Annotated in this window: 12 protein-coding genes and 3 tRNA genes; 10 read left to right on the top strand and 5 right to left on the bottom strand. The window is 71.7% G+C overall.

Annotation, left to right across the window (positions count from 1 at the left end):
* Positions 1 to 24: 24 nt before the first annotated feature.
* Complete coding sequence (locus tag ABZY33_RS20325; RefSeq protein ID WP_356493000.1) at positions 25 to 399, top strand: putative leader peptide; 375 nt, start codon at positions 25 to 27, stop codon at positions 397 to 399.
* Positions 400 to 537: 138 nt separating this feature from the next.
* On the top strand, positions 538 to 1,974 hold the full coding sequence (locus tag ABZY33_RS20320) for a sulfatase-like hydrolase/transferase (RefSeq protein ID WP_356492999.1): 1,437 nt from the start codon (positions 538 to 540) through the stop codon (positions 1,972 to 1,974).
* A gap of 103 nt (positions 1,975 to 2,077) precedes the next feature.
* Here the strand turns inward: ABZY33_RS20320 and ABZY33_RS20315 are convergent, their stop codons facing one another.
* From ABZY33_RS20315 to purS, 5 genes are all read right to left on the bottom strand, one after another.
* Entirely contained in the window at positions 2,078 to 2,905 is an 828-nt protein-coding gene (locus ABZY33_RS20315; RefSeq protein ID WP_356492998.1) for a sterol carrier family protein, read from the bottom strand.
* Between the two features lie 167 nt (positions 2,906 to 3,072).
* Positions 3,073 to 3,648: an ArsR family transcriptional regulator gene (locus ABZY33_RS20310; RefSeq protein ID WP_356492997.1), complete on the bottom strand. Its 576-nt coding sequence runs from the start codon at positions 3,646 to 3,648 to the stop codon at positions 3,073 to 3,075.
* A 156-nt stretch (positions 3,649 to 3,804) separates the two neighbouring features.
* Positions 3,805 to 6,066 carry a phosphoribosylformylglycinamidine synthase subunit PurL gene (gene purL / locus ABZY33_RS20305; RefSeq protein WP_356492996.1) on the bottom strand — a complete coding sequence of 754 codons (2,262 nt, stop codon included), beginning with the start codon at positions 6,064 to 6,066 and terminating at the stop codon, positions 3,805 to 3,807.
* On the bottom strand, positions 6,063 to 6,746 hold the full coding sequence (purQ, locus tag ABZY33_RS20300; protein ID WP_356492995.1) for a phosphoribosylformylglycinamidine synthase subunit PurQ: 684 nt from the start codon (positions 6,744 to 6,746) through the stop codon (positions 6,063 to 6,065). Before purQ ends, purL begins: the two co-directional genes overlap by 4 nt.
* Positions 6,743 to 7,036, bottom strand: coding sequence for a phosphoribosylformylglycinamidine synthase subunit PurS (gene purS / locus ABZY33_RS20295; protein WP_356492994.1), 294 nt, complete (start codon positions 7,034 to 7,036; stop codon positions 6,743 to 6,745). The genes purQ and purS overlap by 4 nt, the downstream gene beginning before the upstream one ends.
* Before the next feature lie 349 nt (positions 7,037 to 7,385).
* Here purS and ABZY33_RS20290 point away from each other — a divergent pair, with 349 nt between their 5' ends.
* From ABZY33_RS20290 to ABZY33_RS20255, 8 genes are all read left to right on the top strand, one after another.
* Complete coding sequence (locus ABZY33_RS20290) at positions 7,386 to 7,706, top strand: Lsr2 family protein (RefSeq protein WP_356492993.1); 321 nt, start codon at positions 7,386 to 7,388, stop codon at positions 7,704 to 7,706.
* A gap of 124 nt (positions 7,707 to 7,830) precedes the next feature.
* A tRNA-Gly gene (locus tag ABZY33_RS20285) sits at positions 7,831 to 7,902 on the top strand.
* 94 nt (positions 7,903 to 7,996) lie between these two features.
* A tRNA-Gly gene (locus ABZY33_RS20280) sits at positions 7,997 to 8,072 on the top strand.
* 138 nt (positions 8,073 to 8,210) lie between these two features.
* Positions 8,211 to 9,194: an ABC transporter ATP-binding protein gene (locus ABZY33_RS20275; RefSeq protein WP_356492992.1), complete on the top strand. Its 984-nt coding sequence runs from the start codon at positions 8,211 to 8,213 to the stop codon at positions 9,192 to 9,194.
* Positions 9,191 to 9,973 carry an ABC transporter permease gene (locus ABZY33_RS20270; protein ID WP_356492991.1) on the top strand — a complete coding sequence of 261 codons (783 nt, stop codon included), beginning with the start codon at positions 9,191 to 9,193 and terminating at the stop codon, positions 9,971 to 9,973. Before ABZY33_RS20275 ends, ABZY33_RS20270 begins: the two co-directional genes overlap by 4 nt.
* A gap of 16 nt (positions 9,974 to 9,989) precedes the next feature.
* Positions 9,990 to 11,474, top strand: coding sequence for a histidine kinase (locus ABZY33_RS20265; protein WP_356492990.1), 1,485 nt, complete (start codon positions 9,990 to 9,992; stop codon positions 11,472 to 11,474).
* Complete coding sequence (locus tag ABZY33_RS20260) at positions 11,471 to 12,079, top strand: response regulator transcription factor (protein WP_356492989.1); 609 nt, start codon at positions 11,471 to 11,473, stop codon at positions 12,077 to 12,079. The genes ABZY33_RS20265 and ABZY33_RS20260 overlap by 4 nt, the downstream gene beginning before the upstream one ends.
* A gap of 46 nt (positions 12,080 to 12,125) precedes the next feature.
* Positions 12,126 to 12,198: transfer RNA gene (locus ABZY33_RS20255), tRNA-Gly, on the top strand.
* Positions 12,199 to 12,237: the final 39 nt, after the last annotated feature.

Genomic DNA, 12,237 nt, shown 5'->3' with positions numbered 1-12,237 from the left:
AATTCCGGGGTTCGAGCGGGGTTCATGGGGACGCGGGGTGGGGCGGGGCGGGGGTGGGGTGCCGGGGGCGGGGAGTGTGACGGGACGCACGTCGGGGGTTCGGGGGGGGGCGGGCCCTGGGTGCACGTCCGGGTTTCGGGGGTGGACCAGGTACGGGCCCGGTGCCGGAGCGGATCGGGGGGAGCCGAGTGCGGAGCGAGCCGTATCCGGAGGGCGGGCTCGGTGCGGCCGAGTGCGAGGCGAGGGGTATCCGGAGTGCGGGACGGCGTTGACAGGGGGGTGGCGGACTGGGCATGGTCCTGCGTCATGCAGCCTCACCGTGGCCGGACGGTCACCCTTGTGGCGCGCCGGCACGTCGACCTCGTCCGTGTCGCCAGCGCGATCTGTCGCTGCGCCTGAGTCCGCACCGCTGCCTGGCGCCCCCGCTGTCGCGGCCGCCGGTCCGATCCACCCGGAACACCCGTGTTCCGCTCCTTTGCGCCGGAGGAGCGGGACGCCATTCCGTTTCCCTCCTTCCAGCTCATCCGGAGCCTCTTCATGTCCTCGCATGCCTCGAACCTGTCCCGGCGCGCCTTCGGCGGGGTGGTCGGCGCCTCCGCGACCGCCGCCGCCCTCGGCGCGGCCGCCGCGCCCGCCACCGCCGACACCGCGACCGCCACCGCGGAACGGCCGTTCCGCGCGGCCACCGGGCGGAGCGCCAAACGTCCCAACATCCTGTTCATCCTCGGCGACGACCTGGGCTGGGCCGACCTCTCCTCGTACGGCGCCCCGCACATCAAGACCCCGAACCTGGACACACTGGCCCGGCAGGGCGTCCGCTTCACCGACGCGTACAGCGGCTCCGCGACCTGCTCGCCGACCCGGTTCAGCCTCTACACGGGCCGCTACCCGGGGCGTACGCGGGGCGGACTCGCGGAACCGATCGCCGACCGGTCCGTCGGCCTCGACCCGAACCACCCCACGCTCGCCTCGCTGCTGCGCGGCGCCGGGTACGCCACCGCGCTGATCGGCAAGTGGCACTGCGGCTACCTCCCGGACTACTCGCCGACCAGGTCCGGCTGGGACGAGTTCTTCGGGAACTTCGGTGGCGCCCTGGAGTACTACTCCAAGCTGGGGCTCGGCGGGGAGTACGACCTGTACGAGGGCGGTGTGCGGGAGGGCGACGCGGAGTACAAGGACCTGCGGTACTACACGCGCATCCTGACCGAACGCGCGAGCGAGTACGTACGGCGCGACCACGGCGGCCGCCCCTGGCTGCTGAACCTGAACTTCACCACGCCGCACTGGCCCTGGATAGCCGACGGGGACAAGGCGCAGAGCGCCGAGATCGTCCGGAAGATCAAGGCCGGGGACGCGAGGGCGCTGTTCCACACCGACGGCGGGTCCGTCGAGAAGTACACGGAGATGGTCCAGGACCTGGACCGCTCGGTCGGGCAGGTGCTGAAGGCGCTGAAGGACTCCGGCCGGGAGAAGGACACGCTCGTCTTCTTCGCCTCCGACAACGGCGGCGAACGCTTCTCCTACAACTGGCCCCTCTCCGGCAACAAGGCGTCCCTCCAGGAGGGCGGCATCCGCGTGCCGACGATCGTGCGCTGGCCCGCGCGGATCGACGGCGGCCAGGTCAGCCACGAGCCCGTCTTCACGCCCGACTGGACGGCGACGCTGCTGGAGATCGGCGGGGCCCGCCCCGCCCCGGCCCACCCGCTCGACGGCACGAGCCTCGCGGGATATCTGCTGCGCGGCGAGGCATTGGCCGAGCGTGATCTGTTCTGGCGGGTGCGCGGCGAACGGGCCCTGCGGCGCGGCGACTGGAAGTACTACCGCGGCAAGGGCGGCGCCGACCAGCTCTTCGACCTGGCGGCCGACCGGCGCGAACAGGCCGACCGGGCCGCGGACCGCCCGAAACTGCTGGCCGAGCTGAAGTCCGTCTGGGAGAGCACGAACGGGGAGCTTCTGCCCTATCCGGGGGCCTGATCGGCCCCCTCCTCGTACCCGGGGCGCGGGCGCTGCGTCGCGTGACCATGGCGAAGTGGCGGGCCCGCCCCCTCCCGGAACCGGTCCCACCACGTTCGGACGCTCAGGCCATGAGCGGCAGGAGTGCGCCCAGATCGGCCCGTTCACCGCTCGCCCTGACGGCCGCGTCGTCGACCGCCCGCTCCCACCGCGTCCGTCCCGTGGCCAGCCGGATCCAGGTGAGCGGATCCGTCTCCACGACGTTCGGCGGGGTGCCGCGGGTGTGGCGGGGACCCTCGACGCACTGGACGACGGCGAACGGCGGGATCCGCACCTCGGTCGAGGCTCCCGGCGCCTTCACGGCGAGCGCGTCGGCCAGCAGCCGGGTGCACGCGGCCAGGGCCTGCCGGTCGAAGGGCACGTCGAGACCGGGCACCGCGTCGTTCAGATCGTCCGTATGGACGACGAGCTCGACGGTCCGGGTGACCAGGTAGTCCGCGAGGGACATGGCACCCGCCCCCACCGCGAGCGGCCGGGCGTCGGCGGTGGTCTCCAGGATCTCGGTGAACCGCTCCTCGGTGCGGGCGAGCAGCGCCGCGATGTCCGGGGCGCCGTCGGCGAGGGCCCGGCCCCGGTCGGCGATCCCCTCGGCGTTCGCGGCCGTGCCGAAGGGCCAGTCGAGCGCGGCGACCTCGGCCTTGGCCGGCTCCGGCAGCGCGAGGGCCCGCTCGACCGCGCCCAACGCCGTCGACACGTGGGCGAGCAGCTCCCGCACCGTCCAGTCACCGAGCCGCGTCGGCCCGGAGAGCTGCTCGGGCGTCAGGGTCCCGGCCGCCTCCCGTACGTGCCCGAACTGGGTCAGGACAGCGGTGCGGATCTTGGCTGCGGCATAGGAGCGGGGGCGCCTCTTGCCCGCGGCACCCGGGCCGCTCCTGGTCGGCGGAGGAGTCATGACGGCGACCCTACGCCCGTCGACCGCACCCACTCGGCCCCTTTCCTGCCCTGACCCGCGACCTGCCTGAGCCATGGCCTGAGGCCTGCCTTGAGGTTTGGCCTCGGCCCTGGCCCGAGCCGTACCTCAAGCCCTGGTCCGAGACCTGTCCCCCCTGGCCCCCGCCCTCACCCGGCACTCACCCCCGTCCCCGTCCCCGTCCCAACCCCGGCCCCGGCCCCGGCCCCGGGCCAGACCGGTCGGGCCGCGGTCAGGGCCACCAGGAGCGGGACGACTCTGCCGGCCGGCACCTCGTAGCGGCCCCGCCCCGCGGACCGCAGCCATCCCGCGGCGGTCAGCTGTCGCAGGTGGTGGTAGATCTGACCGCTCGTCCCCACGTCGTCGAGGTCGGCCAGCTCGGTGGCGGAGGTGCGGCCGCTGAGCACCTCGCGCAGCAGCCGCAGCCGCAACCCGTGCCCGAGGGCCGCGAACGCCTCGGCCACCTCCGTCCAGTCCGAGGCGAGCAACTCGCCGGTGACGGTGCCGTACTGCCACTCGTACGTCCGCTCGCCCTCCCCGCCGGGCAGGCGGACCGCGCCGGTGAACAGCACACCCCCGCTCGCGACCTCGACGAGCTGCTCCTTCAGCCCGTCGAGCGCCCAGAACGTGCCCGGCGCGACCGTCGGCGCCACCGGACCCGGCCCGCTCTCGATCGCCTCCAACCGCCGCTCCAGCTCCGCGACCCGCCGCTCAAGTTCCGTCATGTTTCGAGATTACGTAATTACGCAGAACCATCCAATCCCTCGTTCGAGGGAACCCGGCCCACGGACCGCTCCGGTAGATCACCGCACCCACCCGGACACGGCGAAGCCCCCGCCCCAGTACGGGGAGGGGGCTTCGGCCGAGGTTCCGGCCGGGCGTCAGGCCAGCAGCGCCGGGATCGTGCCCTCGTGAGCCGCACGCAGCTCCCCGAGCGGCAGCGCGAACGCGCCCTGCACGTCCACCGTCGCCTCCTCGCCCGTGCCGTCCACGACACCGATCCGGGTGACCGGCAGACCCCGCGCCCCGCACATGTCGGTGAAGCGGAGCTCCTCGCTGCGCGGGACGGCGACGACCGCGCGGCCCGCCGACTCCGAGAAGAGGAAGGTGAACGCGGTCAGGCCGTCCGGGACGACCAGGCGCGCGCCCTTGCCGCCGAGCAGCGCCGACTCGACCACGGCCTGGATCAGACCGCCGTCGGACAGGTCGTGCGCCGCGTCGATCATGCCGTCGCGGGAGGCCGAGATGAGGATCTCGCCGAGCAGCCGCTCACGCTCCAGGTCGACCTCCGGCGGCAGGCCGCCGAGGTGGTCGTGGACCACCTGCGACCAGGCCGAACCGCCGAACTCCTCGCGGGTGTCACCAAGCAGGTAGAGCAGCTGGCCCTCCTCCCGGAACGCGACCGGGGTGCGCCGGGCCACGTCGTCGATGACGCCGAGCACCGCGACGACCGGCGTCGGGTGGATGGCCGCCTCGCCCGTCTGGTTGTAGAGCGAGACGTTGCCGCCGGTCACCGGGGTGCCGAGCTGCAGGCAGCCGTCCGCGAGACCGCGGACGGCCTCCGCGAACTGCCACATGACGGCCGGGTCCTCGGGCGAACCGAAGTTCAGGCAGTCGGAGACGGCGAGGGGCTTGGCGCCCGTCGTCGCCACGTTCCGGTAGGCCTCCGCGAGAGCGAGCTGCGCGCCCTTGTAGGGGTCGAGCTTGGCGAACCGGCCGTTGCCGTCCGTCGCGATGGCGACGCCGAGGCCGGACTCCTCGTCGATGCGGATCATGCCCGAGTCCTCGGGCTGCGCGAGCACCGTGTTGCCCTGCACGAAGTGGTCGTACTGCGAGGTGATCCACTTCTTGGACGCCTGGTTGGGCGAGGAGACGAGGGCCATGACCTGGGCCTTCAGCTCGTCGCCGGTCGACGGGCGCGGCAGCGCGTTCGCGTCGTCGGCCTGGAGCGCGTCCTGCCACTCGGGGCGCGCGTAGGGGCGCTCGTAGACCGGGCCGTCATGCGCGACGGTGCGCGGGTCGACGTCGACGATCTTCTCGCCGTGCCAGAAGATCTCCAGCCGGTCGCCGTCGGTCACCTCACCGATGACGGTGGCGATGACGTCCCACTTCGCGCAGATCTCCAGGAAGCGGTCGACCTTCTCCGGCTCCACGACGGCACACATGCGTTCCTGCGACTCGCTCATGAGGATCTCCTCAGGAGAGAGCGTGGAGTCGCGCAGCGGTACGTCGTCCAGCTCGACGCGCATACCGCCCGAGCCGTTCGACGCCAGCTCGCTGGTCGCACAGGAGATGCCGGCCGCGCCGAGGTCCTGGATGCCGACCACGAGCTTCTCGGCGAACGCCTCCAGGGTGCACTCGATGAGCAGCTTCTCCTGGAAGGGGTCACCGACCTGGACGGCCGGGCGCTTCGACGGCTTCGCGTCGTCGAAGGTCTCGGAGGCCAGGATGGAGGCGCCGCCGATGCCGTCGCCGCCCGTCCGGGCGCCGTACATGATGACCTTGTTGCCCGCGCCGGACGCCTTCGCGAGGTGGATGTCCTCGTGCCGCATGACGCCGATCGCACCGGCGTTGACCAGCGGGTTGCCCTGGTAGCAGGCGTCGAAGACGACCTCGCCGCCGATGTTCGGCAGACCCAGGCAGTTGCCGTAACCGCCGATGCCGGCGACGACGCCGGGGAGCACCCGCTTGGTGTCGGGGTGGTCGGCGGCGCCGAAGCGCAGCGGGTCGACCACGGCGACGGGGCGCGCGCCCATGGCGATGATGTCGCGCACGATGCCGCCCACTCCGGTAGCAGCACCCTGGTAGGGCTCTACGTAGGAGGGGTGGTTGTGGGACTCCACCTTGAAGGTGACGGCATAACCCTGGCCGACGTCCACGACCCCGGCGTTCTCCCCGATGCCGACCAGCATGGCGTCGGAGTGGGGCGCCTTCTCGCCGAACTGGCGCAGGTGCACCTTGGACGACTTGTAGGAGCAGTGTTCGGACCACATGACCGAGTACATGGCCAGCTCGGCACCGGTCGGGCGGCGGCCGAGGATCTCGACGACGCGCTCGTACTCGTCCTTCTTCAGGCCGAGTTCGGCCCAGGGCAGCTCGACGTCGGGGGTCTTGCTCGCGTTCTCTACGGTGTCGAGGCTCATGAGGCGGCGACCAGCTTCTTCAAGATCGAGGTGAAGAACGGGAGGCCGTCGGTGCGGCCGCTCCCGACGAGGGGCTCCACGGCGTGCTCCGGGTGCGGCATCAGACCGACGACGTTGCCCGCCTCGTTCGTGATGCCGGCGATGTCGCGCAGCGAGCCGTTCGGGTTGACGTCGAGGTAGCGGAAGACGACGCGGCCCTCCGCCTCCAGCATGTCGAGGGTGCGCTCGTCGGCGACGTACCGCCCGTCCATGTTCTTCAGCGGAATGTGGATCTCCTGGCCCGACTCGTAGTCGACCGTCCAGGCGGTGTCCGCACTCTCCACGCGCAGCTTCTGGTCGCGGCAGATGAAGTGCAGGTGGTCGTTGCCGAGCATCCCGCCGGGCAGCAGGTGAGCCTCGGTGAGGACCTGGAATCCGTTGCAGATACCGAGGACGGGAAGGCCCGCCTTCGCCTGGTCGATCAGCGGCTCCATGACCGGCGAGAAACGCGAGATGGCACCCGCGCGCAGGTAATCGCCGTAACTGAATCCGCCGGGCAGGACGACCGCGTCGACCTGCTTCAGATCCTTGTCCTTGTGCCAGAGGGCGACCGGCTCGGCACCGGCGAGGCGGATGGCGCGCTGGGTGTCCCGGTCGTCGAGGGAACCCGGAAAGGTGACGACGCCAATACGAGCCGTCACTTTTCGGCCCCCGCCGCAGCGGAAACGGGCGCTTCCACGCCCGCGGCGTCTTCCACCTTCACGGTGAAGTTCTCGATCACCGTGTTGGCGAGGAAGCTTTCCGCGAGCTCGTGGATACGGGCGAGGGCGGCGTCATCCACCGGCCCGTCCACTTCGAGCTCGAATCGCTTTCCCTGGCGAACGTCGGAGATACCGTCGAAACCGAGGCGCGGCAGCGCACGCTGCACCGCCTGGCCCTGGGGGTCGAGGATCTCCGGCTTGAGCATGACGTCGACTACGACGCGTGCCACTGGCACTCCCGGTGTGTGGTGCTGAGCAGGTCCGTTCAGCGTACCTGCCCAAATCTTCTACTCGCGTAGACCGTAGGAAGCTACGAGAGCCGGATCACGTTACGGCAACGGCATCGGATCCGCACGGAAAATTAAGGGAAAGAGTCCTGATAACTGTCCCGGCGGACACGCGGAGGTTATTGACAGGGCTTCCCAGCGCATTGCCGGGCAGGGTAAAAAGGAAAAGGCGCAGACAGGCAACCGGCCTGAACTCGGGGAGCGGCATTACCCGGGCCTTGCTCATTCAGAGCTGGACAGTCGGCATCACCGCACGTCAAAGCGGGGGTGCTGGACGAAGGGACCGATATTCGTGGCGCAGCGTGTCGTGGTCACTCTCTTTGACGACATCGACGGCGGAGAAGCGGCGGAAACGGTCGTCTTCGGTCTCGACGGCAGGTCGTACGAGATCGACCTCACCCAAGCCAATGCGAAGAAACTCCGCACGGCCCTGGCCCCGTACCTCCGGGCCGGGCGCAAGCAGTCCACCAGGACCGGCACGGCGTTCACCCGCACCGACCTCAGCCCGGACCCCGCGGCAGTCCGCGCGTGGGCCCGCTCGCACCGCTTCGACGTCCCGCCGCGCGGCCGGATCCCCAAGCGGGTCTACGAGGCGTTCGCCGAAGCCGACTGAGTGTGCGGCCGGCGCCGTCAGGAGCCCCTCGGCACAACCGACTTGCGTTGCACCCCCAGCGGTCGGCTAGAGTCTGGAGCACGCCGAGGGGCGAGGCCGAAAAGGCCGAACCTCACGGAGTCACGCGGGTGTAGTTCAGTAGTAGAACATCCCCCTTCCAGGGGGAAGGCGCAGTGTGCAATTCCTGTCACCCGCTCCGCATCGCGTACCGAGTGCCCCTCCGGGTGCGGTAGGCTGATGCTCGCGCCGATCGGGTCGCGCTTCTCAGAAGCGTACTGATCGGAGGCAATGCGAACGTAGCTCAGTTGGTAGAGCGCAACCTTGCCAAGGTTGAGGTCGCCGGTTCGAACCCGGTCGTTCGCTCCATATCGGAAAGGCCCCGCATCTTCGGATGCGGGGCCTTTCCGTGTCCGGGCCTCGACCGCCCGCGCTGCTGACATTTGTCATGGCCGTCGATGACAGCGCGCACTGCCGAACGGCCCCGGCCGCCCCGAGGCTTGACCCATGACCAGCAACGAGCGCGTGATCGACGTCACCGATCTGCGCCGCGTGTACGGGGACGGCCGACGGGGCTCCTTCGAGGCGGTGCGCGGAGTCAGCTTCTCCGTGGGCCGCGGCGAGCTCTTCGCGCTCCTCGGCACGAACGGCGCGGGCAAGACCTCCACCGTCGAACTCCTCGAAGGACTCGCGGCGCCCGCCGGTGGCCGGGTGCGGGTCCTCGGGCACGACCCGTACACCGCACGCGACCAGATCCGGCCCCGGATCGGCGTGATGCTCCAGGAGGGCGGCTTCCCGGCCGAGCTGGACGTCGCGGAGACCGTACGGCTGTGGGCCGGCTGCACCAGCGGCGCGCGCCCGGTCGGCGAGGCGCTCGACATGGTCGGGCTGAGCGCCCGGCGCCGGGTCCGCGTCAAGCAGCTGTCCGGCGGCGAGAAGCGCCGGCTCGACCTCGCGCTCGCCCTGCTGGGCCGGCCCGAGGTGCTCTTCCTCGACGAACCCACCACCGGTCTCGACGCCGAAGGGCGCCGGGAGACCTGGGAGTTGGTGCGCCGGCTCCGCGACGAGGGCACCTCCGTACTGCTCACCACGCACTACCTGGAGGAGGCGGAAGCGCTCGCCGACCGGCTCGCCATCCTGCACGAGGGACGGATCGCCGCCGAGGGCCGCGTCGACGAGGTCGTCGCCGCCCAGCCCTCGCACATCGCCTTCGAGCTGCCCGACGGGTACCACCTGGGCGATCTGCCGCCCCTCGGGCAGCTCGGCGTGAGCGGACACGACATCACCGGGCGCCTGGTCCGGCTGCGCACCGACGACCTCCAGCGGGCCGCCACCGGGCTGCTGGTGTGGGCCAGGGACACGGGTGTGGAGCTGCGCCGGCTCGACGTGCGGGGGGCCTCCCTCGAAGAGGCGTTCCTGCGGATCGCGCAGGACGCGAAGCGCGGCACGGGACAGCCGGAGAACGAGCGGACGAAGGAGATGGCGGCATGAGTACCGCGACGGTGACGACCACCCCGGCGGGGCGGCTGCGGGCGCTCGCGCGGGCCGAGCTGACGCTCCTCGGACGGAGCAAGGGTGTCCTGTTCAGCGCCGTGTTCGTCCCCCTGGTGCTGCCGTTCAGCGCCGGCATGGCACTCGACGAGAAGGCGCTCAAGGGCACCGGCCTGAGCATCGGTGTCGTCGTGCTGTCCGGGGCGATGGGCTTCTCCCTCCTCTTCGCCGTCTACAGCGCGCTCGTCAGCGTGTACGCGGCCCGGCGCGAGGAGCTGGTCCTCAAGCGGCTGCGCACCGGCGAACTGCGCGACGCCGAGATCCTCACCGGCGCTGCGCTGCCGTCCGTCGCCATCGGGCTCCTCCAGTGCGTCGTCCTCGCCGTCGCCTGCACCCTGGTGCTCGACGTGGGCGCGCCCGAAGCCCCGTACTACGCCGTCCTGGGGCTGCTGGCGGGCATCCCGCTGTGCGTCGCCCTTGCCGCGCTGACCACCGTGTTCAGCCGCAGCGTGGAGAGCGCGCAGGTCGCGGCGATGCCGATGCTGCTCGTCTCGATGCTCGGCTCGGGCACGGTCGTCCCCCTGGAGGTCATGCCCGACAAGCTGGCGTCCGTCTGCGAACTGCTGCCGCTCACCCCGGCCCTCACGCTGATCCGCGGCGGCTGGAGCGGTGAGCCGGCCGCCCAGGACGTGCTGGTCGCGCTGGTCACGGCGGTGGCCTGGATCATCCTCGCGGTGTTTGCTGTACGACGGTGGTTCCGGTGGGAGCCGCGGCGGTGAAGCGGGCAGGAGCGTAATGATGCGGATGCGGGGCCGCTGGCGCGCGCGCAGCAAGGTCGAGCGGGTCGAATGGCAGAGCCGGCTCATGCTGCGGGCGGTGAACTGGGTGTACTTCGTGGCCTGGTCGGGCCCCACGCTCGTCGGGTCCCTGCGGCACGACGCGGTCGCGGTGGCCCTGGGCGCCGCGCTGGCCGCGGTGAACCTCGCCCAGTGCGCCGTCGCCCACGTCCATCTGCGCAGCGCCCTCGACCAGTACCTCGGGCGCGGGACCGTGCCTCCCGTACAGACGCGGGTGGCGGCCGGGCTGACCGTGGCGGCGCTCGGCCTGGTCGCCGCCGTCATAGCGACGGACAGCATGCGGGACAACCTGATCGTCCTGCCGCTGCTGTTCGTGCCGATGCCGTTCGCCTGCGCCTACGTCCTGACGGTGCCGGTCCGCACGTTCCTGCGGCGCAGCGCCCTGGGCGTCGCGGCGGCGCTGGTCCTGTTCGCCGCGGTCGGCGCGGGCGTCGGCAAACTGATCGGACTCGCCGTCGTGCTGGGCATCAGCGTCCCGCTGGAGCTGCTGACCGCGCGGTGCAGCGCCTGGAACCTCTCCGTCATGTGGGAGTCCGAGCACGCGCGGGAGGTCGAGGCCCGGCTCGCCGTGGCCGAGGAGCGGCTGCGGTTCGGCCGGGACCTGCACGACGTCATGGGCCGCAATCTCTCGGTCGTCGCCCTCAAGAGCGAGCTGGCGGTCCAGCTGGCCCGCCGCGGGCGCACCGAGGACGCGGTCGCCCAGATGATCGAGGTGCAGCGCATCGCCCGGGACTCGCAGAAGGAGGTACGCGAGGTCGTACGGGGCTATCGCGAGGCCGACCTCGGGGCCGAACTGGCCGGAGCGAAAGGGGTGTTGGGCGCGGCCGGCATCGCCTGCACGGTCACCGGCTCGGCGGCGGGGCTGCCGCCCGAGGTGCAGTCCGCGCTCGGCTGGGTGGTCCGGGAGGCCACGACGAACGTGCTGCGGCACGGTGACGCGAAATCCTGCGCGGTGCGGCTCGGCGCCGGGCAGCGCGAGGTCGTCCTGACGGTGGAGAACGACGGCGCGACCGGCACGGGGGCCCGGCCCGGGCCGGATGCCGCCGGGCGGGGATCGGGGCTGGCGGGGCTGCGGGAGCGGTTGGTCGCGGTGGACGGGACGTTGGAGGCGGGTGTGGTGCGCGAGGGGGTGTTCCGGGTGACGGCATCGGTACCGGTGACTCCGTCGGGGGAGGAGGTACGGGGGATGCCGCCCGGGGAGTTTGAGGTGCAGGAGGCTCATGAGGTGCAGGAGGCTTATGGGGCGCCAGGAACGGGTCGGGCACCCGAGGCTCGTCCCCCGTCGGAGCCCACCGAGGCGCCCGTGACGGGGGTTCCGCCGAAGGCGCCCAGGACATCCGGGACGCACCCCTCGTCGGAGGCACATGCCGGGCCCGGTGTCCGTGCCGCCCACGGCGGGCCTCGGGGCGGGGAGGGCAGATGACGCTGCGTGTGCTGCTCGCCGATGACGAGCACCTCATCCGCGGGGCTCTTGCCGCCCTGCTCGCGCTCGAGGAGGATCTCGTCGTCGTCGCCGAGGCCGCGACCGGGCCCGAGGCGCTCGCCATGGCGCGGGCGCACGCGCCCGATGTCGCCGTGCTCGACCTGCAGATGCCGGGCGCGGACGGTGTGAGTGTCGCCACAAGGCTCCGCGCCGAACTGCCCGGCTGCCGGACCATGATCGTCACCAGCCACGGCCGCCCGGGCCACTTGAAGCGGGCGCTCGCGGCCGGCGTACGAGGCTTCGTACCGAAGACCGTGAGCGCGCAGCGGCTCGCCGAGATCATCAGGACCGTGCACGCCGGAAACCGCTACGTGGACCCGGAGTTGGCGGCCGACGCGATCTCCGCCGGGGATTCGCCGCTGACCGCGCGCGAGGCGGAGGTCCTGGAGTTCGCCGCCGACGGGGCGCCGGTGGCGGAGATCGCCGAACGGGCCGCCCTGTCGCAGGGCACCGTGCGGAACTATCTGTCGTCGGCCGTGTCCAAGCTCGGCGCCGAGAACCGGCACACGGCGGTGCGGATCGCACGCGAGCGAGGTTGGGTATAGTAGGCGTCGCGCTTCGGCGCACGGAGCACCGCGCAAGCGGCGCTTTGCGAACGTAGCTCAGTTGGTAGAGCGCAACCTTGCCAAGGTTGAGGTCGCCGGTTCGAACCCGGTCGTTCGCTCCCCCCCGGCGCGAGCCCCCGGCCCCCCGCCCCCAGCGC

Source organism: Streptomyces sp. NPDC006552 (assembly GCF_040611655.1).
Lineage (GTDB): Bacteria > Actinomycetota > Actinomycetes > Streptomycetales > Streptomycetaceae > Streptomyces.
This window is presented reverse-complemented; position numbering and strand designations above follow the sequence as displayed.

Coding starts and splice junctions, on each gene's coding strand:
- ABZY33_RS20325 (WP_356493000.1), top strand. CDS start 25: ATGGGGACGCGGGGTGGGGCGGGGCGGGGGTGGGGTGCCGGGGGCGGG.
- ABZY33_RS20320 (WP_356492999.1), top strand. CDS start 538: ATGTCCTCGCATGCCTCGAACCTGTCCCGGCGCGCCTTCGGCGGGGTG.
- ABZY33_RS20315 (WP_356492998.1), bottom strand. CDS start 2,905: ATGACTCCTCCGCCGACCAGGAGCGGCCCGGGTGCCGCGGGCAAGAGG.
- ABZY33_RS20310 (WP_356492997.1), bottom strand. CDS start 3,648: ATGACGGAACTTGAGCGGCGGGTCGCGGAGCTGGAGCGGCGGTTGGAG.
- purL (WP_356492996.1), bottom strand. CDS start 6,066: ATGAGCCTCGACACCGTAGAGAACGCGAGCAAGACCCCCGACGTCGAG.
- ABZY33_RS20275 (WP_356492992.1), top strand. CDS start 8,211: ATGACCAGCAACGAGCGCGTGATCGACGTCACCGATCTGCGCCGCGTG.
- ABZY33_RS20270 (WP_356492991.1), top strand. CDS start 9,191: ATGAGTACCGCGACGGTGACGACCACCCCGGCGGGGCGGCTGCGGGCG.
- ABZY33_RS20265 (WP_356492990.1), top strand. CDS start 9,990: ATGATGCGGATGCGGGGCCGCTGGCGCGCGCGCAGCAAGGTCGAGCGG.
- ABZY33_RS20260 (WP_356492989.1), top strand. CDS start 11,471: ATGACGCTGCGTGTGCTGCTCGCCGATGACGAGCACCTCATCCGCGGG.